Raw genomic sequence first — 21,987 nt, 5'->3', positions numbered from 1 at the left:
TCAATTTATTATTCTAATAATTAATGCCAGATAAAAATAAATATTATATAATTATATAAAGAATTTATAGGAGGGAATTCAAATGTATAAAGATATTGCTTATCACAAGTATTCAAAAGAAGTGCTCGAACAACTACCAAAAGGAGCCTTTTTAACTGTTAAACACAAAGACAAAATTAATACAATGACTATAGGTTGGGGGAATATAGGATTTATTTGGAATAAACCAATTTTCACAGTAGCTGTTCGTTATTCAAGATATACATATGAGCTTTTGGAAAAAGCAAAAGAATTCACTATAAGTGTTCCTTTAAATAAAGACTTAAAAAAAGAATTAGCTTTCTGTGGTACAAAATCTGGAAGAGATTTTGATAAATTTAAAGAGTGTAATTTATCATGCGAAAATGGTAAGGTTTTATCAACTCCTATTGTTGGAGATTGCGAATTACATTATGAATGTAAAGTAGTCTATCAACAAGCTATGGAACCAGCACTAATTGATGAACATATCAAACAAAAATTTTATCCGAATCAAAACTACCATATTTTATATTATGGCGAAATAGTCGCTTGCTATATAAAAGAATAGAAGCCAAGTCTTAATTTTGTAAACTTGGCTTTTCTATTATTCGAGGATTTTTATTTTTTATTTCTCCTATTGGATCAACTAATATTAAACTATATTTTTTGCTTTTATCAATTTGTACATTAGGCATTTCGCAATGTATTTCTATCATAGGTTTACCTGATTTAATATAGTATATTTTATTATGTTTTTCATCTTTTATATTTATAACTCTTTTGATATAACCAGCATCTTTTTTTTCTTTTACATTATTAGAAACATAGTTAATATTAGTATTTATTGATCCGTTGTGATAAACCAATAGCAAAGTAGAGCTTAATAAAATCAATAAAATTATATTTTTTCTCATATTATTACACTTCCTTTGAAATTATTTTTTACAAACAAATAAAAAATAACATTGTATTAGATGTATATTCAAATATTTATAAAATATTATATCATATTACACTATATTTAAAAATAGATAGATATGGTGTTATATAGAAAATTGGGGTCATTTTGTAAAATAATAATTATATGGGAACACTCCTGTTAATAAAAAATAATTCTTTTAACTTTAACTATTAGTATTTCTTCTAACATCTTTGCCGATAGAATTTATAAACCTTTAAAAGTGATAGAATGTTGCGAAGATCCTGACATTAGAGAATATCATGATTATTATACTGTTAAAGAAAGGGACCCATAGAAGAGATAAATATGTATATACAGAATATACAAGATATAGAGTAGATGCATACGTTCAAAAATGTATTGTGCTACTATTAGATAGACAAGTATATAAAACAGTAGATGCAAAATTATAAATAAAATATAAACTATTATCGCAACAACAGTGGTGTTATAGCAAGGTTTTTATATAGATTAGAATATCTATGATTTTTTTCATTTGTAGTAGCTTGCAAATCTTTTTTAAGCTATTCATATAACAGAATACCTTTCTATATGAATTTAGAGAAAACTTGGTAGTATGTGCTTCCCCTTTATCTTATAATCCATAGGAAATTATATGCCTTATTAGATTGCAAATAATTTTAAATATAATTTCCGTAATGGATTTCAATAAAATCCACCTTATAATTTATTTAAATTGGGATTTTGTTCTCATTGACAATTTTTTCAGTTTATTCATTAATTTAGATTAAATAATCTTACATTTTTTTAGTCAAATTATTTAATCCGACGAATACACATAAGATGAAATAATTTGCTGTTTTTGGTTTGTTTTAGGATAAAATAAAATACTGTTTAACAGTTAATATAAAACTCGTCATCATAGAATGAAAATAGGTGTATTGGTGAAAATTTATATTCCACATAGTTAATATAAAACTAAACAAATCAGCTAATTTTTTTAGTGTTTCATAATTATTTACATTCCACATAGTTAATATAAAACTCAGAAAATGAACAAAAGATTGTTTGTAGCCATGAACTATTTACATTCCACATAGTTAATATAAAACCCGGACACCATAATTGATTATTTTTTAATTTAATATTTTTATTTACATTCCACATAGTTAATATAAAACCATAGGCAGATACACAAAACTTACTTGTTCACGAATATTTACATTCCACATAGTTAATATAAAACAATATAAATCCTGAACCATATACAAATATTCTGCTCCATTTACATTCCACATAGTTAATATAAAACAAATAACTTCAAGGGGGTAGTTATGGTGGAACAGGATTTACATTCCACATAGTTAATATAAAACCATTATGCGAAAAGGTCGGAAGGTGTTAATATGAAATATTTACATTCCACATAGTTAATATAAAACTTTTTTATTTTTTTATTCTAACAACAGTATATCATGTAATTTACATTCCACATAGTTAATATAAAACAAGCTGTTGACCTTGCTTTACGTAAGGACAACTATCATTTACATTCCACATAGTTAATATAAAACCTTCAAGTCTAAAAGATCACAGTAAAAATACGCACAATTTACATTCCACATAGTTAATATAAAACTTCCTCACCGTAAATAATTTTCAATGCTTTATTATAATTTACATTCCACATAGTTAATATAAAACAAACCCACCTTAATAAATAATTTCAATAAATAATTTCATTTACATTCCACATAGTTAATATAAAACCAATCGTAAACTTATCTTCTCTTTTCTCAAATACTCATTTACATTCCACATAGTTAATATAAAACCTGCCCCTTGCTCACCACAAAACATATGCAAACCATACTCTATTTACATTCCACATAGTTAATATAAAACTGTTCCTTCGCAATACTCTATTGCTAAATCTTTTAAATTTACATTCCACATAGTTAATATAAAACAGGTTTACCATCATCCATGTAATATGCTATTTCAGTATTTACATTCCACATAGTTAATATAAAACAGAAGGTGATAGGATGTACTATGTGATAACAAAAGAATTTACATTCCACATAGTTAATATAAAACGAAGATTTTTATTCTTTATTCTTACTTTTCTTCAAACAATTTACATTTCACATAGTTAATATAAAACTATTTGATTATTGAGGGTTCAGTACATAAGTTGATGATTTACATTCCACATAGTTAATATAAAACCTTCTTCACTTCTACGTAACAAATCAAGAAAAATCTCATTTACATTCCACATAGTTAATATAAAACTCTCATACTTTCATCTTCATAATTAAGCCTAGTAACTCATTATTTACATTCCATATAGTTAATATAAAACGAGGGCAAGTATGAAGTTTAAAAACTGAACTTAAACCATTTACATTCCACATAGTTAATATAAAACAAAATATAGTCATTATTCTTTGATGTGCATAGTTAGAAATTTACATTCCACATAGTTAATATAAAACTAGGGAGTTCCTAATTTTTATATATCTTAAAGAGAATATTTACATTCCACATAGTTAATATAAAACCCAAACCCAAAATAACAACGTAACGAAACTAAAAAAATTTACATTCCACATAGTTAATATAAAACCTTATTTTCACCTGAATTTTATTTCCTCGCACCCTATAATTTACATTCCACATAGTTAATATAAAACCTTTTCACCGAATACAATCTGCTCTGTTGTTTCATCAACATTTACATTCCACATAGTTAATATAAAACCATTTTTTGTTATTATGTGCGTAAACCCTCTAAATTATTTACATTCCACATAGTTAATATAAAACTCACCACCTTTGGACATAAAAAAAGACCGTTTAAAAATTTACATTCCACATAGTTAATATAAAACTATATAAATCATATTCTAATTGTAATTCAGTTGCTGATTTACATTCCACATAGTTAATATAAAACCAAGATGCTTTAGGTTTAAAAGTATCACAGTTTGTATTTACATTCCACATAGTTAATATAAAACGTATGCTTAAATATGCATGATGTAGCTAATAATTATATATTTACATTCCACATAGTTAATATAAAACTAACAACTTGAAGCTTTTTCTAAAGATATTTTTAAATTTACATTCCACATAGTTAATATAAAACTCTTTTTTCTGAATCCGATAAAAGATTTAAATTTACATTTACATTCCACATAGTTAATATAAAACCACCCATATTAACTAAACGTGATAGTGTCTTATTACCATTTACATTCCACATAGTTAATATAAAACCGAACAAACAACTTTTGTATATCTACCAATGACAATATTATTTACATTCCACATAGTTAATATAAAACAATATAATTTTTATAAAACACTAACTTTAGCAATTAATTTACATTCCACATAGTTAATATAAAACCCCCATTTTTATAATAGCTACTTATAAGCAATTTAAAAGTTCACAGCATACTTTAATTCAATTATAATTAGTATTTTTGCAGTAAAGTTGCGATAGTGTTTTTTGAAATATAAATTAATAGCCTTTTGATTAAGATATTTCTTGAGTTTCATAACTTTTTTAATTAAAATCACTTTACTGCAACCTTAAAATTTTTCAATTATAATTTAAAACAAAATCTTCAATTTAAATAGATTATAAAGTAGATTTTGTTGAAATTCATTGCGGAAATTATATTTTAAATCATTCACAATTTAACAAAGTATATATTCCCCCATTATTATAAAAAAATATCATCAAAACTTTTATCAATACCAATCACTTTTTTCTTTATATGACTAGATGTTTTAATTTCATAAATATAAAGAGAGTCTTCTTGCTTGTTTAAAATCTTATTTACTTCATAAAGACACTTTTTCAATTTTCCTTCTGTTATTTCCCCTTCAAATACTGAATTCTGCGTCCAAATTAAGTATTCCTTTAACTTCTTTCTAACTTTATTAACTCTTTTCTCCCCAACATCATATGTAAGTATAACAAACATACTACCACCATGCCTTCAAAGGTTTATATTCTTCATCGCCTATAAAATGTTTAATAAGTTTATAACATTCCAACTTTATAAATGTTCTATAAGATACTTTTCTTTTTAGTTTTCTATGTTTTATAGTTGTAGCTAATTTCCTTTCATATTCGGAAATAAATTTCTTTTTACCTTCTTCATTTAAATAACAAATTCCTTCATCTATATCAAAATCATCAAATGTTATTACTCTATTATTTACTAAATAAAATATTACTGTATCAACGATCAGCGGCTTAAATATTTCTGATATATCTAAACTTAATGAAAATCTTTTAACCGATGGTTCATGTAAATAACTTATTGTCGGATCTAGTTGTGTTTTGTATATTTCAAACAATACAGTTGTATACATTAAACTATTTCCAAAAGATATCATCGCATTTACTGGGTCAGTTGGCGGTCTTTTTTCTCTTTTTTGAATATCAAAATCTGATTTTAATATTTTTAATATTTTACTGAACGACTTATAATAACTTTTTCTTATTCTTCCCTCTATCCCCATTAATTCATCTATTTTTTGTGCCTTTTCTATGTTATTTCTTTCAATTTGTATTCTCTCTATTAAATCCTCTATCCCTTCTTTATGTCTTCTCATATTTTTTAGAATATGATGAGCAGCACTGTCTACAAATGATTTTGCTATATAAAGTCTTTTTTCATAATCATTATAATGAGCTGCCTGATTTACTAATGTAAAACCTGAAACATTCTTTTTTCTTGGATAATAAGTACCAGAATAATGGCCATAATAATTGTAAAAATTAAGCATTATTCCATATTGTGATAAATAATTTATAAGTTTAGAATTCAAATCTATTTCTCCGAATAAGTGAATACTGTTTATCTGCTGAATAGGTAATGCTCTTTTATTTTCTAAACAATCTATAAAATATATTGTATTATCTTTTCTTTTTAACCTTCCATTGTTGAATATATAAAAATCCCTTGACATAACTACACCTCCTCTTTTGCAAAGCAAAATTCATAATATGCGCATTTCGTGCAATATGGTAATTTAACCAATTCAGGAGGTTTTCTCTTTTGTAAAATTTCTTTAATGTCAATTAAAGCTTTTTCGATTTCATCCTTATATTCATCAGTTAGTTCTATTTCTTCTTGTCTTTTCTCTTTTACATAGTTTATTAATCCTTTTTTCTTTATTCCTAAACTATCTAAATAATACAAATAGTAAATAAGCTGCATTTTATCAGCTTTTGTCATCTTACTACTTATTTTTACTTCTCTTACGTAATCATTATCTAAGATATCTATTTTCAACATATCATCTATTAATACTTCTTTTTTCTTTAATCTTTTGTAAGAGTTTTCATGAACTAATTTACCTATCATTACCCTCTCGCTATTTTGCTCCATAGTTATTCCTTTTGAATATAACCATAATTTTCTTTTGCATATATAATAGTAATTTACTTTTACTCCTTGAACTTTAAAATCATTTAGATTAAATTCCATAAGTTATATCTCCTTCATAATAAAATATTTCCTCATATTATATTTCTTACTCAAAAAGAAGTAGGACTCTATCCTACTTTATAAAAACCTACTATCCACCGAATTGTATTCTTTGAATATTAGTCCTACTTCTTTATCATATTCATAATAGCCATCTCTAATTATAAAAATCCCTTGCTCTTTTCTAATTCCTTGTCCAAATTTTCTTAATAAACCCTGCGATATTAATATTGAATTTAAACTTAACTCTTTCATCTTATTATCAGAATTTTTTATCTTATAATAATCTTCTTCCAAAATTACTTTTACATTCAATTGCCCATCCCTAAATAATCTACCAGCTTCTTTTTTACTATCTACAAGATTTTTATATGGTTCAAAATTAAATATTAAATCTTCACCTTTTATTTCTATTTCTGTACTTTTATTAATACCAAATATAGTTTTAATATACTCTTCTGCTTTTTTAAATTCTTCATCATAATATTTTAGAACTTCTTTATTGTTATAATATGCTTCCAATAATTGCTTTCTGTCATTTAATGTTATAATCTTATTATTTTCACTTTTTAATATTTTCTCTGTTGCTTTTTTCAATTTTTTATCATAAACATCTTCTCTATCTTCTAGTATATAAAATTCCCCTATTTCTACTGTATCATGTCTATTGCATCGCCCCATCCGCTGTATTAAAGAATCCATAGGCGCCAAATCACTTATTACGATAGGAAAATCCAAATCTAAAGATACTTCAACCATTTGTGTAGCTATCCATATATCACCTTTTTGATTTAAAATTCCATCATATTTTTCTTTTTTATCATTAAACTTAAACCTACTATGTAATAAATTAACTTCAATACCATGAATATCCTCTAATTTCCTATATAATTCTATTCCTCTATCTATTGTATTAACAACTATTAATACTTTCTTTTTACCTTTCACGTTTTTAATTATTTTTTCTATATCTTTATCCGTTTTCCCTAAAAATAATTTAATTCTTCTATTTTCATTATCAGCATTTTGGCATTCCGATGGACTATTATATACATAATCAATCCCAGACTTTTCTAATTTATCTAGATATGCTTTTGGAAGTGTAGCCGTCATTAAATGATATTTTGTATTTAAATATTTAGTTGTAAACTGCATAAAGCATATAAGCATCAAAAACATTTGTGGTGTTAATAAATGAACCTCATCTACTGTTACTTTAGAATTATATATACTTGCAAATGTTTTTTCATAATTAGGATGCTTATACATAGCCAAAATTAATTGATCTATTGTAGATATAATATATGGTTTTGCAAAATTCCTTACTAACGCTTCATCCTTTAATGAAATATACAAATGCTCTTCTTCATCATATGTATAAAGATGTATATCTCCATGCAAAAGCCCCACATTCTTTTCATCTTTATATAACTTTAATGCGTCAAAATAAAAACTTTCTGCTGAAATTTTATTTGGCACTAAATAAAATTTTCTTTTTCCAGTCCATCTATGATCAGCAACTGTCTTACCGCTACCTGTAAATGCTATTGTCAATATATTTTTATCCTCATTTTCTGATGTTAACTCCTGTGTAGAATTAAATTTAACTTCTTCTGGTTCTTTTCTGATTTTTTTGGCAATATTTTCTTTTAATGCTTTATCAATTTCTACTTTTGTAAATGGATTATAATAATTATAATCTTTTATCTGTGAAGATGCTAAATGGTCAATAAGATTTAAAAAACCTTTGTATATAATATATCTTATATTTAAATCTTTATTTTCCCTAAAATCTTGATTTAGATATTTTAAATAATCATAATCTAGCATTTCTTCTTTTATATAATCAAAATCAATATTTAGATTTTCTTTTAACAAATAGATTACATCATCCATAGTATATTGATCATTTTCCAATATGCCTTTCTCTATATCATAATAAATTGATTCTTCTATATCCGGACTTGATAATTCTAAATATTTTATAAATGAACCATGATGCAACATAATTGACTTATATAATATATTTCGTTTGTCTTCATCTAAACCCAGCTTATCAAAAATCTTTTTTAAAAAAGCACCTGACAATATATTATGTCTCATATCTTTTATTCCATCTTTTTCTTTCTTTTCTTCAACTGTTAGTCCTTCATTTGCTTCTTTATTTGCCAATTCAATTTTTCTTTGAAACTTAATATTTATTTTCCCTAAATCATGTAAAAGACATAATAGTCTAATATCATTTTTTATTTCATCACTTAACTTTTCATCAATAGCTAAAATATTATCAAATACTTCTAACAAATCTTCTATATGTTCTACTAAAGTTTGTGATCTTTGGCCTGTAATTTTATTATCTGATTTAGCAAAGATTTTCCTTTTCATTTATACACCTACTTTCACAAGCCATTTAAATATTATTTTCTCATCTATATCTTCATATAAATAATACTTGCCATTTTTAGGGTAATATCCTTTTTCATCTATGTATACATAATGATAATGCACCATTTCCCTTTCTGTTTTATCGGCACATATATTTCTATACTTCCTAGGCAAAGAATATAACACTCCATTTGACAGTATATCATCATACTTATCATTCATAATGTTAATTGGAATATAAGTATTTTTTATTTTATATTTATTCTTTACTGCTGTTTTTTTATCTGTTATTTCAATGCTCTTTATCTTATCTGTTACATCTTCAACTATTTTTTTATAATTTTTGTGTTTCACAACAAAATCTTCTTTTCTCCCTAATGTGATATATCGTCTAGGATTTTCTAATGCTTCTTTTACCATGTTATACTCATCCTGATTATTAAATTTTAGAAAAATTATAAGCGAAACTTCCTGTAAAACTTCATACTTCATTATTCTATTTCCTAATTTAAATTTGAAATCCTGATAAGATAACTTTTTCTTCCTATTCTGTTTTAAATAAGATTCAAAAAAATCCCCTTTTTCACCTCTTATAAAATGAATATCTTTAGTCTTATATTTACAATATACTCCTATATCAAATTCTTCTTTAAATTTATAATCACATAAATATGCAATCATACCAGCAATGGTTGTTGGAGATGGTATATTTAATGTTGGTATATAATCATCTTGTATTATTTTAGGTTCACGATAATGTGCAAATGGCTGATATAAATTTAATTTTAATATTTTTTCTCCCAACTCTACCTACTCCTTTAAATACCATTTGTTGTCTTTTAATTCTAATTTTTCTATAAGCTCTTTTATAGCTTTTACAGGCGTTTTCCCTCTGATATCTAACCCTTCACCTCTATACTTATCTTCATTTTTAACTCTTATTCTGCGATCAACAGCAGTAATTAAATAGCCATTCCCATCATTTAAGTCGTAATCTTCAATTGTATTCTTTATATTATCTAATATAAGTACATTTTGATATTCATCAAACTCAATATCATTCCAAAAATATGGTATTACTTTAGGAAAAGCACCACCAAATACAGCTAAAGGTTTCAAATGGACTGTTTGATGTTTTATCTGTCTTGTAAATTCGATAAGTGCAGTCAAGATATTTTTTACTATTTCTTTTCTATCCTTTTCATCAAAATATACTCTTTTATCTATTGGTAGTCTATTACCTTTTTCATCCGTTTCTATTACACCTATTCTATCAAGTTCCAGAGTCACTGTATAAGTATAATAATCACCAAACACCTCCTCATATGCTAATGCTTGAGTCTTTATTACTTCTTCTATAGCTATACGTTTTAATTCCTTCCCTTTCTCTTCATAATACTCTCTACCTAGATTTATATCCAAATAACCTCTGTTTGTAATTAATTGTGTATCATTCTTAAAAGTATGAACAGAAATAAAAGGAATAATCCTAATTGGAGATGTCTTACTCTGCTGTTTATTTTCTTTATTCTTAGGAATTAAATATCCAAAAACATCAGATTCTATACCTAGTTCTTTAGGATGTAAATTTTTGCTTTTTATCACTATACTATCTGGAGATAATTTGCCACTACAAATTAAACTTTTTCTTAATTCATATGTAACAGTTGGAACACTTGTCATAGCATGTCTTCCGTCTTTATAGAAATATTTCTTTATTGGTGTATAGGTTCCAAAACTTTGATCATTTGATAACGCTACAGGACTTTCAGTAAGAATTGTCAATGTTACTGATGACACTCTTTTGTTATTCATTACTCTTCTCCTCCCTTTTTATTAAAAGATTCTAAAAATTTTCCAATATTATAATGAAGCTGAATACTATCAGCCTTTAAAATACCGTAGCTAAAATTCTCTGGTATTTCTATTTCATAGTTTATAAGTAAATGTAGTAATTCATTAAATAACTGTTCTCTACTGTCTGATTTTAATAATTGTGTTAATCTAAAAGATATATTCTTTTTCTTATTATCTTCTTTATCTTCTTCCTTCAATTTTTGAGCAAGTTTACTACCAAGTTTTGAAAAACTACTTGCATTTTTCACTTCAAAACCTCCTTCCAGAAACTCATTATACAATTTAACATTCAATTTTGTTAAAGTATATTTTCTTACATCATCCAGTTCATTACTTAATAAGTTAAATAATAAAATTTGCTCTACTGCTGTATAATTATTATTAAAAATCAGAATCTTAATATAATCTTTAAGTTCATTTTTATTTTTCTCATTGAATTTGAATTGCTCTATTATATTAATTAACTTTAACCTCTTTATTAAATCGCTCACATCAAATGAATTGTTATATTTTAACAATAAACCATTTTGCGGATCTCTTTTTATATCATAAATCCTAATTGATTTAGTGTTAAGCTTCGCTAAATTTATATATATTACATTTGGGTTATATAGTTTCTGATGTATCATAATTCTATGATTTATATAATATAAATCTTTTAATCTCTCACAATACGCAATCATATCTAATTTAAATTCGTTAATATAAAGCAAGAAAAATAAATTTAGTAATTCACAAACAAAACAAACATTTATACGACTTATACAATAATTATTAAATGTACTATTTTCTGATCCTAAAAAAGTATATAGCAGTTTACTTACTTTTCTTTCAGTTAACCCACCATCTTCAACTGAATAATGCTTTTTAGTTGATTTATAAGTATTACATATACTGCATTGCTCACTCGGTTCATATTCTTTAAGTATATTCTCTTGTTCTTCTACACTCTTTCTATTTATCTCAAATACTAATCTAATTATATCTTTGAGATTTTCATACATTTTATCGCCTTTTGGGCCATTAACATTGCCAAATCTTTTACTATTTTGTATATAAGGAAAGCTTGTTATATTCTTACTTTTCATATATTCTACTAATCTTTCTATATCAAACCTATTAAATTCCAAATAATTATCAGTTAACTTCAAATTTAAATCATTTTTATCTATTGCCTTTAAATACTCATACAAAGAAACTATCCCAATATCTCTCACAAGCTGGCCTGTCCTATAAAACCTTATCCTACTAATCTCCCTCACCTCCTACTCTAATACCTCCACCATTCCAAATCCCTGATTCCTTCTGAAACCAATTCCAAGCATATATATATCATTCAAATCTTCTATATCTCCTTCGAGATAAAAACTACCTTTATACGAATTTAAATACAAATAATCATTATCATTTTTTTCTAAGTAGCCTCTTATTTTTTCCTTAACTACAACTTTAGTAAGATTAATCGGATTAAATTTTATTTCTTTTTTTAATCCATATCCTCTAAAATTTTTCAAAGTTAAATCTAATATGTAATTAAGATTTTCTTCATATTTTTCATCTTCTGGTGATAGCGAATTGCCAACTTTGTCTTTTATGTAAATTGGTGATAATGTTTTAAAAATAGCTCTGTCTTTTAATATTTTCTTTTCTCTTATAAGCCTTACTCTTTCTTTTTTTAACCTGTAGCCTTTATATTCAAACTCCACATTCTTTAGCAACCCATTATAAAGATTTATCATAAATTCATGATCTGGTGAGCTTATGTTTAGAATTATTTTACCATTTACCCTAAAATTTTCATTTTCTCTACTAAAATCATTTAAATATACTGAAAAACAAAAATTTTTACTTTTCTTATTAGATTTGTCTTTATAATAATACAAATTATTAAAATATTCTTTATTTGATTTTTCTAGTGATTTTTTTATTAAACTTACAAACATCATTCTGTAAGATAAAGGTAAAACATCACATTCATAAGAGCAGCTTAATCTCATCAAATCACCTCCTTCCCTTTTATTTAAGAAAATATTACCATATATACGTGGAAGTATATTTGTCACATTACTAAATTTTGTATAAATCTTTTAATTTTTTTACTTCATCCTTTATTTCTTCTTTCAATTCTTCAGGTTCTAATATTTCTACACAACTACCCATACTTAAAATCCATGATTTTATCTCTGGCAAACCACTCATTGTTGCTTCAAATAAAATAGAGTTGTCTTCTTGATTAAATACTATTTTTTGATTTTCACTCCAAATCCTTTCACTAACTATAATAGACATAGGAGATCTTATTTTTAGTTTTATGTTATAAAGCTTGTCTTTAAAAATACTATTATGTCCTAGATAGTCACTTAATTTAAAATCAATTGGTTTATCAAAAGTATCCTTTAGCAATTCGTAGCTTTTAATTCTAGATAATTTAAAATCTCTAATCTCTCCCCTTAACTCACAGTACCCAATACAATACCAAAACCCTTTATACATAAAAAGTGCATATGGTCTTATAATCCTTTCAACTAAGCCTGAATTTATTGAAAAATAATTAATTTTTAATTTATTCCTTGATATTATTGAACTACTGATATCCAAATATTTTTTCTTCTCGTTTTCTAAATCTATGTTAGGTCTCGAAACTTTTACTATATATTGACTTTCTCCATCGTCATATCTTCTTTCTAAAGCAGCCTTAATCTTATCTAAACCACTTTCATATTCTTTTAAAAACATAAAATTATCTTCTTTTTCTAGAAATTCTTTAGCCATTAAAAAAGAAGAAATTTCTGCTTCTTCTAAATCTAAATTAAAAATAAATGAGTTTTTATCTAAATAATATCCACCATTCTTTCCAGATTCACTTAATAAATATATCCTAGCTTTTTCTAGTTCGTTTTTATACTCTCGTATTGTTCTTTCACTTACTTCTAATATTTCAGCTAACTCTTTTATTTTCATTTTGCCTCTACTTTTTAAAAGAATTAGCATTCTCAGACAATTACTTAGCTTACTCATATCAAAACTCCTTTTATAAAATTCAAAGTTTTCTAGAACAAAATCTTCGATTTAAATAAATTATAAGGAAGATTTTGTTGAAATTCATAAACGGAAATTATATTTAAAATTATCCACAATTTAATAAGGTATATAATTCCCTTATGGATTATAAAAATTCTATAATTCTCAAAGGAAATCCTTCTATATAATTCCTGTTTTTAAATAATATATAACAGTTAAAAATTAATTGTAATACAACTTCATTATGTATGATAAACCTTTTTCTTCTTCATTTATCTTAGTAACACATATTTAATCAATCCCATATAATGTCATTAGAAACTTATTTGATATCTAATGTTAGCCAAGACTAATTATTTTTTTAATTTAAGTTAACCTAAGCTAACTAGAGAGGTGATGTTATGGAACTTGTAAGTAAATCTTTTGTTAGTTATAAAATTAGGCAACATGAAATTCCACTAAATAAACTTCCTGTTGGAAAGAAAGCTAGAATAAAAATGCTATCAAAAAACACACTTCCAAGAAGAAGACTTCTGGATCTAGGACTTATACCAAATACAATAGTTAAAACTGAAAGAATAAGTCCTTCTGGAAATCCGATAGCATATAACATAAGAGGAACAATAATTGCTTTAAGAAAAGAAGAAATAGAAAATGTAATTGTTGAAATTATAGATTGAGGAGGTTAATAAATGGGACTTACCAGTAAATCAACAGGTTTATCGCTATTAAAAAACAAGTACGATATCGTTAAAGAAAATAAAGATATGATAGTAATTGCATTGGCAGGTAATCCTAACACAGGAAAAAGCACTTTGTTTAATACTTTAACAGGATTAAATCAGCATACTGGTAACTGGCCTGGAAAAACAGTAAGTAATGCTAAAGGAACATTTAAATATAAAGATAAAGAATTTTTACTTGTAGATTTACCTGGAACTTATTCTCTTTTGGCAAATTCAGTTGAAGAAGAAATAGCCAGAGATTTTATTTGTTTTGGCAATCCAGATATAACTATTGTAATTACTGATGCAACTTGTCTAGAAAGAAACCTAAATCTCGTACTTCAAGTTATGGAAATAACTGATAGAGTTATCGTATGCCTTAATCTTATGGATGAAGCAAAACGCAAAGGAATATCAATAGATATAGAAAAACTAGAAAATAGACTTGGTGTACCAGTAATCCCTACTGTCGCAAGAGATAATAAAGGTATAGACAAATTATTAGAAACTATTTACCAAATGATTAATGGAAATATCAAAGCAAATCCTTATAGATTAAAATATAGTGATGAGATTGAATCTATTGTTAAAGAAATTGAGCCGATTTTAGCAGAAACTTTAGGTACAAAATATAATGCTAGATGGCTTGCATTAAGATTAATAGATGGAGATAAAGCTATTTCTAATTCTATAGATAATATCCTAAAAAAATACTCGATTTAAGAGAGGTGAATTTATGGACTCCATTAAAGATGCATCCAGTAGAATTTCGAACATATTAAATAATAAACTCAAAACAGGTGTAAACATTAGTGATAGCATAGTAACTGCTATTTATGAAAAAGCAGAAGAAATATCAAATGAAGTTTTAACAATAGAAGATAAAAGAAAAATCAATTGGGATAAAAAAGTTGATGACATACTGACATCTAGAATTTTAGGATATCCAATCATGCTGTTACTTTTAGGTCTAATTTTTTGGATAACTATACAAGGTGCTAACTATCCGTCACAGTTATTAGGCAAAATATTATTTGGTTTAGAAAATAAGCTAACAGAATTTTTTATGTATATTAATGCTCCATATTGGCTACATGGTATATTAGTTTTAGGAATGTATAGAACTCTCGCTTGGGTAATATCTGTAATGCTGCCACCTATGGCTATATTTTTTCCGCTATTTACATTGTTAGAAGACCTAGGATATCTTCCTAGAGTAGCTTTTAATTTAGACAATTTCTTTAGAAAATCTGGAACTCATGGGAAGCAAGCTTTAACAATGAGCATGGGGTTTGGATGTAATGCAGCAGGAGTTATAGCGACTCGAATAATTGATTCACCAAGAGAAAGATTGATAGCTACAATTACAAATAGTTTTGTCCCTTGTAATGGCAGATTTCCAACTCTTATTGCCATATCAACAATTTTTTTCAGTTCACTAGTCTCTCCAAAATTCAGCACAATTATCGCAACAGTATCAGTAATAGGTATTATTCTAATTGGTATATTTATAACTTTATTGGTATCAAAGCTATTATCTAATACAATTTTAAAAGGTGTTCCTTCAACCTTTACTCTTGAACTACCACCATATAGAAAACCTCAAATAGGTAAAATATTAATCAGATCCTTAATAGATAGGACATTGTTTGTCTTATCAAGAGCAGTATTAGTAGCCGCACCAGCGGGAGCTATAACATGGCTGGTTGCTAATATCAATATTGGTGGAATAAGCCTATTAAATCATATTGCTCACTTTTTAAATCCTCTCGGTAATTTAATGGGTTTAGATGGCTTTATTTTACTAGCATTTATCTTAGGTCTACCTGCAAATGAAATTGTACTTCCAATCCTGATTATGAGTTATTTATCTACAGGAGCTATGATTAAACTAGATAGTTTAGATGCTCTAAAAAACTTATTAATTAATAACGGCTGGACATGGGTAACAGGATTAAACTTTATGCTATTTTCTTTATTACATTTTCCATGTGGAACAACTCTACTAACTATAAAAAACGAAACAAGTAGCATTAAATGGCCTATTTTTACTACTATACTAACTACTTCAATAGCCATTTTAATTACAATAATTGTAAATTTATTAAGTATGCTTGTTAAATAATATATATAAAAACATAAGTTTGTCAACAATCCGTAATAACTTTCAAGTTATTTACAAACTCTTATTTATCGGCTAGCAGCTATTGAGTATTAGCTGTCAGCCTTTTTTCTAAACTACTCTGTATTTTATAATTTTTAAATTTCTCATAAATCTCTTTATCCTCCTTAAAAAATTCAACTAATTTTTCAATACATTTTATCGTAGAAACAGTAAAGTAGTGTTCCATAGCCTCTGCTTCTTGTTTTACATCACAATCCGACCCAATAATTTTAACAAATTCACGTAGTATCCTATTTCTCTCTATTAAAAACTTTCCCTCTTTTTTCCCTTTTTCAAGGATATAAATTTTCTCATATGGTCTATACACTATATATTCTAATTCATGTAATTTTTTTAATCCCTTAACAACAGAAGGCATCGAAACCCCTAAACAATCTGCTATATCCTTAACCCTTATTTCTTTTTTATTTCTTGATAATCTATATACCTCTTCTAAATAATCTTCAAGGCTTGGAGAGAGCATATGACCATCTCCTCAATGTTTAATAGACTGTATTAGTATATTAAAATTATATTCAATAATATTAAATATATCCTAAACATAAGTATGTAATATACGTAGACTCGAATCTATCAGGAGGGGTATTTTTGCTTATATTTGATGTGTTTTTAATATCTGTTGCACTAGCATTAGATGCATTTGGAGTAGCATTGTCTCTCAGCTTAGATAAAAAAATCAAAAAAAATTGTGTTTTTTTTACAATAATAATTTTTGGATTTTTCCAGTTTTATTTTGCATTCATAGGAGGACATCTGGGAAACCTTTTTAATAGGTATGTTTTTAAACTTCCAAATTTAGTCGGTGGAGTCATAATATTGTTAGTTGGGATTTTAATGTTTAAAGAAGGTTTTGATAATAAAGATAAATTCAATTCTCTTCATTATTTATTGATACTGATATTAGGAATATCGGTTAGTATAGATGCTTTAGTTGTAGGTTTTTCTATATTTAATGTTTTCACTTCCAAATTAATGTTATTTAAAAACTGTATTATTGTTGGTTTTACAACTTCAATCTTTACAACTATCTCTTTTTTTATAGGTAAACATATTAGAAAGCTCAAATTTATAAGAGATTATGCAGATTTTCTTGGAGGGATTATTTTAATTTTTTTTGGAATAAAAATGATATTATTTTAATTTATACAATATTCAGAACTAATTTGTATAGTAATCATATTATACATCATTTACTATCCTGATGTAATACTACATAAAATTACATGGTTTAGTTAACGCATTATTACACATAATATTAGTACAACAGAAAAACAAAATCTTCAATTTAAAACAAAAAGAAAAAAATACATTAAGGAGGGTAAATGATGGCATATCAAAAAACAGGAAGAAACAAAATAGTAGTTCCTGAAGCTCGACAAGCATTAAACCAAATGAAAACTGAAATAGCTAATGAACTAGGATTATCAAACTACGATTCAATGGATAAAGGTAACTTAACTGCAAGACAAAATGGTTATGTAGGAGGTTACATGACTAAGAAATTAGTTGAGCAAGCTCAAAGAAGCATGAGTGGAACAACTCCAACTAGATAATTAAATAATAGTAATTAAAAACAAAGGTAGGCTTTAATTTTAAAGTCTACCTTTGTTTTTTGGCATTATGCAACTGGTGGAGTAAAAGTCCTTTGAGCTAATTCTTCATCTAGCATGTAAATTCCATGACTATTATCTCCTAATCTTTCTAATTTTTTAAGTATAGCTTTCATACTATTTTCCTCTTCTATCTGCTCATCTACAAACCATTTTAATAAACTTATTGTAGCATGTTCTTTTTCTTCAGTAGCAATATCCATAAGTTTATATATTCTCTTAGTTACAAATTTTTCATGTTCTAAAGCAGATTTAAAAACATCTACTAATGATTCATAATCATTTTTTGGCTCTTCAAGGGCTTGAATTGTAACTCTTCCACCCATTTCATTTATGAAATCAAAAAACTTCATAGCATGAAACTTCTCTTCTTCAGCTTGAACTTTAAAGAAATTTGCAAATCCATCTAATTCTTGCTCTGCACAATATGCAGCCATTGCTAAGTAGTAATGAGCTGAATATAATTCGTATTTAACTTGTTCATTCAATTCTTTTAATAATCTTTCTGATAACATTAGTTCTCCTCCTCCAGGAAAGCATATTTAATATACATTTATATATATTTATACCCTGCTTAAATTAATTTAAACAAAAACCATTATTATTTAACAATACCTTCCGTCTTTTAACAAAGCTATTTTTTCTCATTGAACTTAATTATATTTATGTTTTCTTGTGTTATCATTAATCCATCGTTTATAAACTGCTCTATATTTGATATGAATTGGTCTATTTTTTCTTCTGAATCTATTATTTCTAATACTATTGGCAAATTATCTGATAATCTAAAGATATGCATTGTATGCAGATTATGATGTCCTCCAAATCCCTCTATTCCCCTATATACTGTGATTCCAGCCATTTCTAATTTTTTTGCTTGTTCTACTATTAAATGATATAATAATCGTCCATTACGCTTATCAGATTCAGAAATATAAATTTTAAGCAATTTCCCTTTACTCTGTGTTCTCATAAAAATCCCCCTAAACAAGAGATTTAGCTAATACAAAACCTAACCACACTGAAGTTAACCCTATCCCAATATTTAAGAAAATATTTAATATACCTAAAAAATAACTAGATTCTCTGAATAAGTTAATTGTTTCATATGAAAATGTAGAAAATGTAGTCAATGCACCTAACATACCTGTTCCAATTAATAAACGTATTTGCGGATCTATTTCTGCAACTTCAGCACCATACATCATCAAAAATCCAAGTATAAAACTACCTAATCCATTTACAACTAATGTACCATAAGGTAAATATGAACCAAAAATATTCGTTACCCAGCCTGTTATCCAATACCTCAAATTACTTCCTATAAATCCTCCTATGCCTAATAGCAGTATTTTGTTCCACATTTTGTTCATCATCTCCTTTTAAGATTTTCATCTCTTGCTTTAATTATACATAATTACGCCTTTTTCTCCAATATCCATCTCTTTAATAATATTCCAAAACTGCTGTCATTAAATATAATAAATCTTAGAAAATTCTAATTTGATTCTAAAGATTGACATGCACATTTAAAAAGTGGTAGAATATTATGTGTGATGTGTCATTGTTGTGCAATCGTTTGCATGATTTTTTATTTTGTTTTTGTCCAATCGTTTGCATATATTAAAAAACACCTATATCTTACATAATAAAGATATAGAAAATTCTAATGAAAAACTAACAGAAAAATCTAAAGTTTTTTAGGAGGGATTTTTTTGAAAAAAACAATAAGAAAAGAAATAAGCATTTTCTTAGCAATCATAATGATAGTAGCATTTATAAAATTACCAAACGAAAAAGTTTTTGCTAATAATACACCAAGTTTTAATGGAACAATGATGCAATATTTTGAATGGGACTTACCAGATGATGGAACATTGTGGAACAAAGTAAAACAAGAAGCTGCTAATCTTGCAGAAGTAGGAATCACAGCTCTATGGTTACCTCCAGCATATAAAGGGACTAGTTCTGCCGATGTAGGATATGGTGTTTACGACCTTTACGATTTAGGAGAATTTTATCAAAAAGGAACTGTTAGAACAAAATACGGAACAAAAGATGAATATATCGCAGCTATTAATGAAGCACATAACAATGGAATTCAAATCTACGCAGATGTTGTATTTAATCATAAAGCAGGTGCTGATGAAACAGAATGGGTCAAAGCTGTTAGAGTTGCAAGCGATAACAGAAATTACGAATATGGTGATGACACATGGATTCAAGCTTGGACAAAGTTTAATTTTCCAGGTAGAGGAAATAAATATTCCGATTTCAAATGGTGCTGGTATCATTTTGACGGCGTAGATTGGGATCAGAATAACCAAGAAAATTCTATTTTTAAATTCCGTGGAATAGGAAAAGGATGGGATTGGGAAGTTGATACAGAAAATGGAAATTATGATTATTTGATGTATGCCGATTTGGATATGGAACATCCTGAAGTAGTTCAAGAGTTAAAAAACTGGGGTAAATGGTATCTCGATTTTACAGGTGTTGACGGATTTAGATTAGATGCGGTAAAGCATATCAAATATGATTTCTTTACAGATTGGCTAGGATATTTAAGAGCAGAAACAGGAAAAGAATTATTTGCAGTTGGAGAATTCTGGAGTTACGATGTTGAAAAACTTCACAACTATATAACTAAATCCAAAGGAGTCATGTCTCTTTTTGATGCTCCGTTACACAACAATTTTTATATCGCATCTAAATCATCAGGTTATTATGACATGAGAAACATTATGAATAATACATTAATGAAGGATCAACCAGCATTAGCAGTTACACTAGTTGATAATCACGATACACAACCAGGACAGTCTTTGGAATCTTATGTTGAACCTTGGTTTAAACCTCTGGCATATGCTTTTATCTTAACTCGTCAAGAAGGATATCCTTGTGTTTTTTACGGAGATTACTATGGACTACCTAAATTTAATATTCCTTCTATGAAAGATCAATTAGATCCACTTTTAAAGGCAAGAAAATATTATGCTTATGGAACACAACATGATTATCTAGACCATTGGGACATCATTGGCTGGACAAGAGAAGGAGATGAAAGTCATCCGAATTCAGGATTAGCAGCCCTTATCAGCGATGGCCCTGGTGGAAGCAAATGGATGTATGTAGGAATACAGCATGCAGGTAAAGTATTCTATGATTATACAGGAAATAGAACAGATACAGTTACTATTAATGCAGACGGTTGGGGTGAATTTAAGGTAAATGGTGGTTCTGTTTCTGTTTGGGTACCTCAAGAAGTAGATGTTACTTTTACGGTGGATGAAGCATATACAGAATGGGGTCAAAATGTTTATGTTGTTGGTAATATCCCAGAGTTAGGAAATTGGGACCCTGCTAAAGCTATAAAAATGTCACCTGATGCATATCCTACTTGGACAGTAACAACTTCACTTCCAGCAAATACTACAATAGAATTTAAATTCATCAAAATAGATGACTCAGGTAATGTAATTTGGGAACAGGGCGCTAACCGAGTTTATACTGTACCTGGTAGCCCAACAGGTTCATATAAAGCAACATGGGATGTTAAATAATAATTAAAAAAGCTGTTGGCAATAGTATTTGTCAACAGCTTTTTTATAATCCATAGGAAATTATAATAAAATCCCATATTTTAAAAAATTAATGTTGATTTTATTGAAACTTTGTCTGGCATGTTTACATGCCAGAGTCGTTATAAACTACTTTAAATTGTGGATAAATTCAAATATAA

The 21,987-nt window shown here is 26.9% G+C and carries 22 protein-coding genes and 1 CRISPR repeat array; of the genes, 8 read left to right on the top strand and 14 right to left on the bottom strand.

Features of this window, described 5'->3' with window-relative positions; genetic code table 11:
- The first annotated feature begins 82 nt into the window (after positions 1-82).
- Complete coding sequence (locus AB4Y15_RS11820; protein ID WP_427340553.1) at positions 83-589, top strand: flavin reductase family protein; 507 nt, start codon at positions 83-85, stop codon at positions 587-589.
- 10 nt (positions 590-599) lie between these two features.
- On the opposite strand, the gene AB4Y15_RS11815 is transcribed toward AB4Y15_RS11820, so the two are convergent.
- Positions 600-935: a hypothetical protein gene (locus AB4Y15_RS11815; protein ID WP_427340552.1), complete on the bottom strand. Its 336-nt coding sequence runs from the start codon at positions 933-935 to the stop codon at positions 600-602.
- A gap of 307 nt (positions 936-1,242) precedes the next feature.
- Between AB4Y15_RS11815 and AB4Y15_RS11810 the strand changes: the two genes are divergently transcribed.
- Positions 1,243-1,395, top strand: a complete 153-nt coding sequence (locus AB4Y15_RS11810) for a hypothetical protein (protein WP_427340551.1) — start codon at positions 1,243-1,245, stop codon at positions 1,393-1,395.
- 498 nt (positions 1,396-1,893) lie between these two features.
- Positions 1,894-4,364: a CRISPR direct-repeat array (repeat unit 29 nt; unit sequence ATTTACATTCCACATAGTTAATATAAAAC).
- Between the two features lie 319 nt (positions 4,365-4,683).
- Here AB4Y15_RS11810 and cas2 read toward each other — a convergent pair.
- The 9 genes from cas2 to AB4Y15_RS11765 all read right to left on the bottom strand — a co-directional run bounded on the left by cas2 (position 4,684) and on the right by AB4Y15_RS11765 (position 13,722).
- Complete coding sequence (cas2, locus tag AB4Y15_RS11805; protein WP_035164500.1) at positions 4,684-4,947, bottom strand: CRISPR-associated endonuclease Cas2; 264 nt, start codon at positions 4,945-4,947, stop codon at positions 4,684-4,686.
- Position 4,948: 1 nt separating this feature from the next.
- Positions 4,949-5,941 carry a type I-B CRISPR-associated endonuclease Cas1b gene (cas1b, locus tag AB4Y15_RS11800; protein WP_427340550.1) on the bottom strand — a complete coding sequence of 331 codons (993 nt, stop codon included), beginning with the start codon at positions 5,939-5,941 and terminating at the stop codon, positions 4,949-4,951.
- Between the two features lie 2 nt (positions 5,942-5,943).
- On the bottom strand, positions 5,944-6,462 hold the full coding sequence (cas4, locus tag AB4Y15_RS11795; RefSeq protein ID WP_427340549.1) for a CRISPR-associated protein Cas4: 519 nt from the start codon (positions 6,460-6,462) through the stop codon (positions 5,944-5,946).
- A 78-nt stretch (positions 6,463-6,540) separates the two neighbouring features.
- The gene (gene cas3 / locus AB4Y15_RS11790) at positions 6,541-8,847 is read right to left on the bottom strand and encodes a CRISPR-associated helicase Cas3' (RefSeq protein WP_427340548.1); all 2,307 of its coding nucleotides are present in this window, start codon (positions 8,845-8,847) and stop codon (positions 6,541-6,543) included.
- Positions 8,848-9,651 carry a CRISPR-associated protein Cas5 gene (gene cas5, locus AB4Y15_RS11785; RefSeq protein WP_427340547.1) on the bottom strand — a complete coding sequence of 268 codons (804 nt, stop codon included), beginning with the start codon at positions 9,649-9,651 and terminating at the stop codon, positions 8,848-8,850. It lies immediately after the preceding gene.
- A gap of 6 nt (positions 9,652-9,657) precedes the next feature.
- Positions 9,658-10,662: a type I-B CRISPR-associated protein Cas7/Cst2/DevR gene (gene cas7i / locus AB4Y15_RS11780; protein WP_427340546.1), complete on the bottom strand. Its 1,005-nt coding sequence runs from the start codon at positions 10,660-10,662 to the stop codon at positions 9,658-9,660.
- Positions 10,662-11,966 (bottom strand): hypothetical protein, encoded by a 1,305-nt coding sequence (locus tag AB4Y15_RS11775; protein WP_427340545.1) that lies wholly within the window; start codon positions 11,964-11,966, stop codon positions 10,662-10,664. The genes cas7i and AB4Y15_RS11775 overlap by 1 nt, the downstream gene beginning before the upstream one ends.
- Positions 11,967-11,969: 3 nt before the next feature.
- Complete coding sequence (cas6, locus tag AB4Y15_RS11770) at positions 11,970-12,701, bottom strand: CRISPR-associated endoribonuclease Cas6 (protein ID WP_427340544.1); 732 nt, start codon at positions 12,699-12,701, stop codon at positions 11,970-11,972.
- 70 nt (positions 12,702-12,771) lie between these two features.
- On the bottom strand, positions 12,772-13,722 hold the full coding sequence (locus AB4Y15_RS11765; protein ID WP_427340543.1) for a helix-turn-helix transcriptional regulator: 951 nt from the start codon (positions 13,720-13,722) through the stop codon (positions 12,772-12,774).
- A 404-nt stretch (positions 13,723-14,126) separates the two neighbouring features.
- Here AB4Y15_RS11765 and AB4Y15_RS11760 point away from each other — a divergent pair, with 404 nt between their 5' ends.
- Genes AB4Y15_RS11760 through AB4Y15_RS11750 form a run of 3 tightly spaced genes read left to right on the top strand, consistent with a single transcriptional unit; the run spans position 14,127 to position 16,575 of the window.
- Complete coding sequence (locus AB4Y15_RS11760; protein WP_427340542.1) at positions 14,127-14,405, top strand: FeoA family protein; 279 nt, start codon at positions 14,127-14,129, stop codon at positions 14,403-14,405.
- A 12-nt stretch (positions 14,406-14,417) separates the two neighbouring features.
- Entirely contained in the window at positions 14,418-15,173 is a 756-nt protein-coding gene (locus AB4Y15_RS11755; protein ID WP_427340541.1) for a FeoB small GTPase domain-containing protein, read from the top strand.
- A 13-nt stretch (positions 15,174-15,186) separates the two neighbouring features.
- Positions 15,187-16,575, top strand: coding sequence for a nucleoside recognition domain-containing protein (locus AB4Y15_RS11750; RefSeq protein ID WP_427340540.1), 1,389 nt, complete (start codon positions 15,187-15,189; stop codon positions 16,573-16,575).
- 79 nt (positions 16,576-16,654) lie between these two features.
- On the opposite strand, the gene AB4Y15_RS11745 is transcribed toward AB4Y15_RS11750, so the two are convergent.
- Positions 16,655-17,098 carry a metal-dependent transcriptional regulator gene (locus AB4Y15_RS11745; protein WP_427340539.1) on the bottom strand — a complete coding sequence of 148 codons (444 nt, stop codon included), beginning with the start codon at positions 17,096-17,098 and terminating at the stop codon, positions 16,655-16,657.
- A gap of 125 nt (positions 17,099-17,223) precedes the next feature.
- Between AB4Y15_RS11745 and AB4Y15_RS11740 the strand changes: the two genes are divergently transcribed.
- On the top strand, positions 17,224-17,775 hold the full coding sequence (locus AB4Y15_RS11740; protein ID WP_427340538.1) for a manganese efflux pump MntP: 552 nt from the start codon (positions 17,224-17,226) through the stop codon (positions 17,773-17,775).
- Positions 17,776-17,960: 185 nt separating this feature from the next.
- Entirely contained in the window at positions 17,961-18,188 is a 228-nt protein-coding gene (locus tag AB4Y15_RS11735) for an alpha/beta-type small acid-soluble spore protein (protein ID WP_427340537.1), read from the top strand.
- A 65-nt stretch (positions 18,189-18,253) separates the two neighbouring features.
- Here the strand turns inward: AB4Y15_RS11735 and AB4Y15_RS11730 are convergent, their stop codons facing one another.
- From AB4Y15_RS11730 to crcB, 3 genes are all read right to left on the bottom strand, one after another.
- A complete protein-coding gene (locus AB4Y15_RS11730) occupies positions 18,254-18,760 on the bottom strand; it encodes a ferritin (protein ID WP_427340536.1) in 507 nt (168 codons plus the stop codon).
- Between the two features lie 119 nt (positions 18,761-18,879).
- On the bottom strand, positions 18,880-19,218 hold the full coding sequence (locus AB4Y15_RS11725; RefSeq protein ID WP_427340535.1) for a DUF190 domain-containing protein: 339 nt from the start codon (positions 19,216-19,218) through the stop codon (positions 18,880-18,882).
- Between the two features lie 10 nt (positions 19,219-19,228).
- Positions 19,229-19,621, bottom strand: coding sequence for a fluoride efflux transporter CrcB (crcB, locus tag AB4Y15_RS11720; protein ID WP_427340534.1), 393 nt, complete (start codon positions 19,619-19,621; stop codon positions 19,229-19,231).
- Between the two features lie 339 nt (positions 19,622-19,960).
- Here crcB and amyS point away from each other — a divergent pair, with 339 nt between their 5' ends.
- Positions 19,961-21,808 (top strand): alpha-amylase, encoded by a 1,848-nt coding sequence (gene amyS, locus AB4Y15_RS11715; protein WP_427340533.1) that lies wholly within the window; start codon positions 19,961-19,963, stop codon positions 21,806-21,808.
- Positions 21,809-21,987 lie beyond the last annotated feature (179 nt).

The organism is Caloranaerobacter longqiensis (assembly GCF_050286925.1).
Lineage (GTDB): Bacteria > Bacillota > Clostridia > Tissierellales > Thermohalobacteraceae > Caloranaerobacter.
This window is presented reverse-complemented; position numbering and strand designations above follow the sequence as displayed.

Bases quoted from the DNA above. Each gene is read 5' to 3' on its own strand.
- AB4Y15_RS11820 (WP_427340553.1), top strand. From the start codon at position 83: ATGTATAAAGATATTGCTTATCACAAGTATTCAAAAGAAGTGCTCGAA.
- AB4Y15_RS11815 (WP_427340552.1), bottom strand. From the start codon at position 935: ATGAGAAAAAATATAATTTTATTGATTTTATTAAGCTCTACTTTGCTA.
- AB4Y15_RS11810 (WP_427340551.1), top strand. From the start codon at position 1,243: ATGATTATTATACTGTTAAAGAAAGGGACCCATAGAAGAGATAAATAT.
- cas2 (WP_035164500.1), bottom strand. From the start codon at position 4,947: ATGTTTGTTATACTTACATATGATGTTGGGGAGAAAAGAGTTAATAAA.
- cas1b (WP_427340550.1), bottom strand. From the start codon at position 5,941: ATGTCAAGGGATTTTTATATATTCAACAATGGAAGGTTAAAAAGAAAA.
- cas4 (WP_427340549.1), bottom strand. From the start codon at position 6,462: ATGGAATTTAATCTAAATGATTTTAAAGTTCAAGGAGTAAAAGTAAAT.
- cas3 (WP_427340548.1), bottom strand. From the start codon at position 8,847: ATGAAAAGGAAAATCTTTGCTAAATCAGATAATAAAATTACAGGCCAA.
- cas7i (WP_427340546.1), bottom strand. From the start codon at position 10,662: ATGAATAACAAAAGAGTGTCATCAGTAACATTGACAATTCTTACTGAA.
- cas6 (WP_427340544.1), bottom strand. From the start codon at position 12,701: ATGAGATTAAGCTGCTCTTATGAATGTGATGTTTTACCTTTATCTTAC.
- AB4Y15_RS11765 (WP_427340543.1), bottom strand. From the start codon at position 13,722: ATGAGTAAGCTAAGTAATTGTCTGAGAATGCTAATTCTTTTAAAAAGT.
- AB4Y15_RS11760 (WP_427340542.1), top strand. From the start codon at position 14,127: ATGGAACTTGTAAGTAAATCTTTTGTTAGTTATAAAATTAGGCAACAT.
- AB4Y15_RS11755 (WP_427340541.1), top strand. From the start codon at position 14,418: ATGGGACTTACCAGTAAATCAACAGGTTTATCGCTATTAAAAAACAAG.
- AB4Y15_RS11750 (WP_427340540.1), top strand. From the start codon at position 15,187: ATGGACTCCATTAAAGATGCATCCAGTAGAATTTCGAACATATTAAAT.
- AB4Y15_RS11745 (WP_427340539.1), bottom strand. From the start codon at position 17,098: ATGCTCTCTCCAAGCCTTGAAGATTATTTAGAAGAGGTATATAGATTA.
- AB4Y15_RS11735 (WP_427340537.1), top strand. From the start codon at position 17,961: ATGGCATATCAAAAAACAGGAAGAAACAAAATAGTAGTTCCTGAAGCT.
- AB4Y15_RS11730 (WP_427340536.1), bottom strand. From the start codon at position 18,760: ATGTTATCAGAAAGATTATTAAAAGAATTGAATGAACAAGTTAAATAC.
- AB4Y15_RS11725 (WP_427340535.1), bottom strand. From the start codon at position 19,218: ATGAGAACACAGAGTAAAGGGAAATTGCTTAAAATTTATATTTCTGAA.
- crcB (WP_427340534.1), bottom strand. From the start codon at position 19,621: ATGATGAACAAAATGTGGAACAAAATACTGCTATTAGGCATAGGAGGA.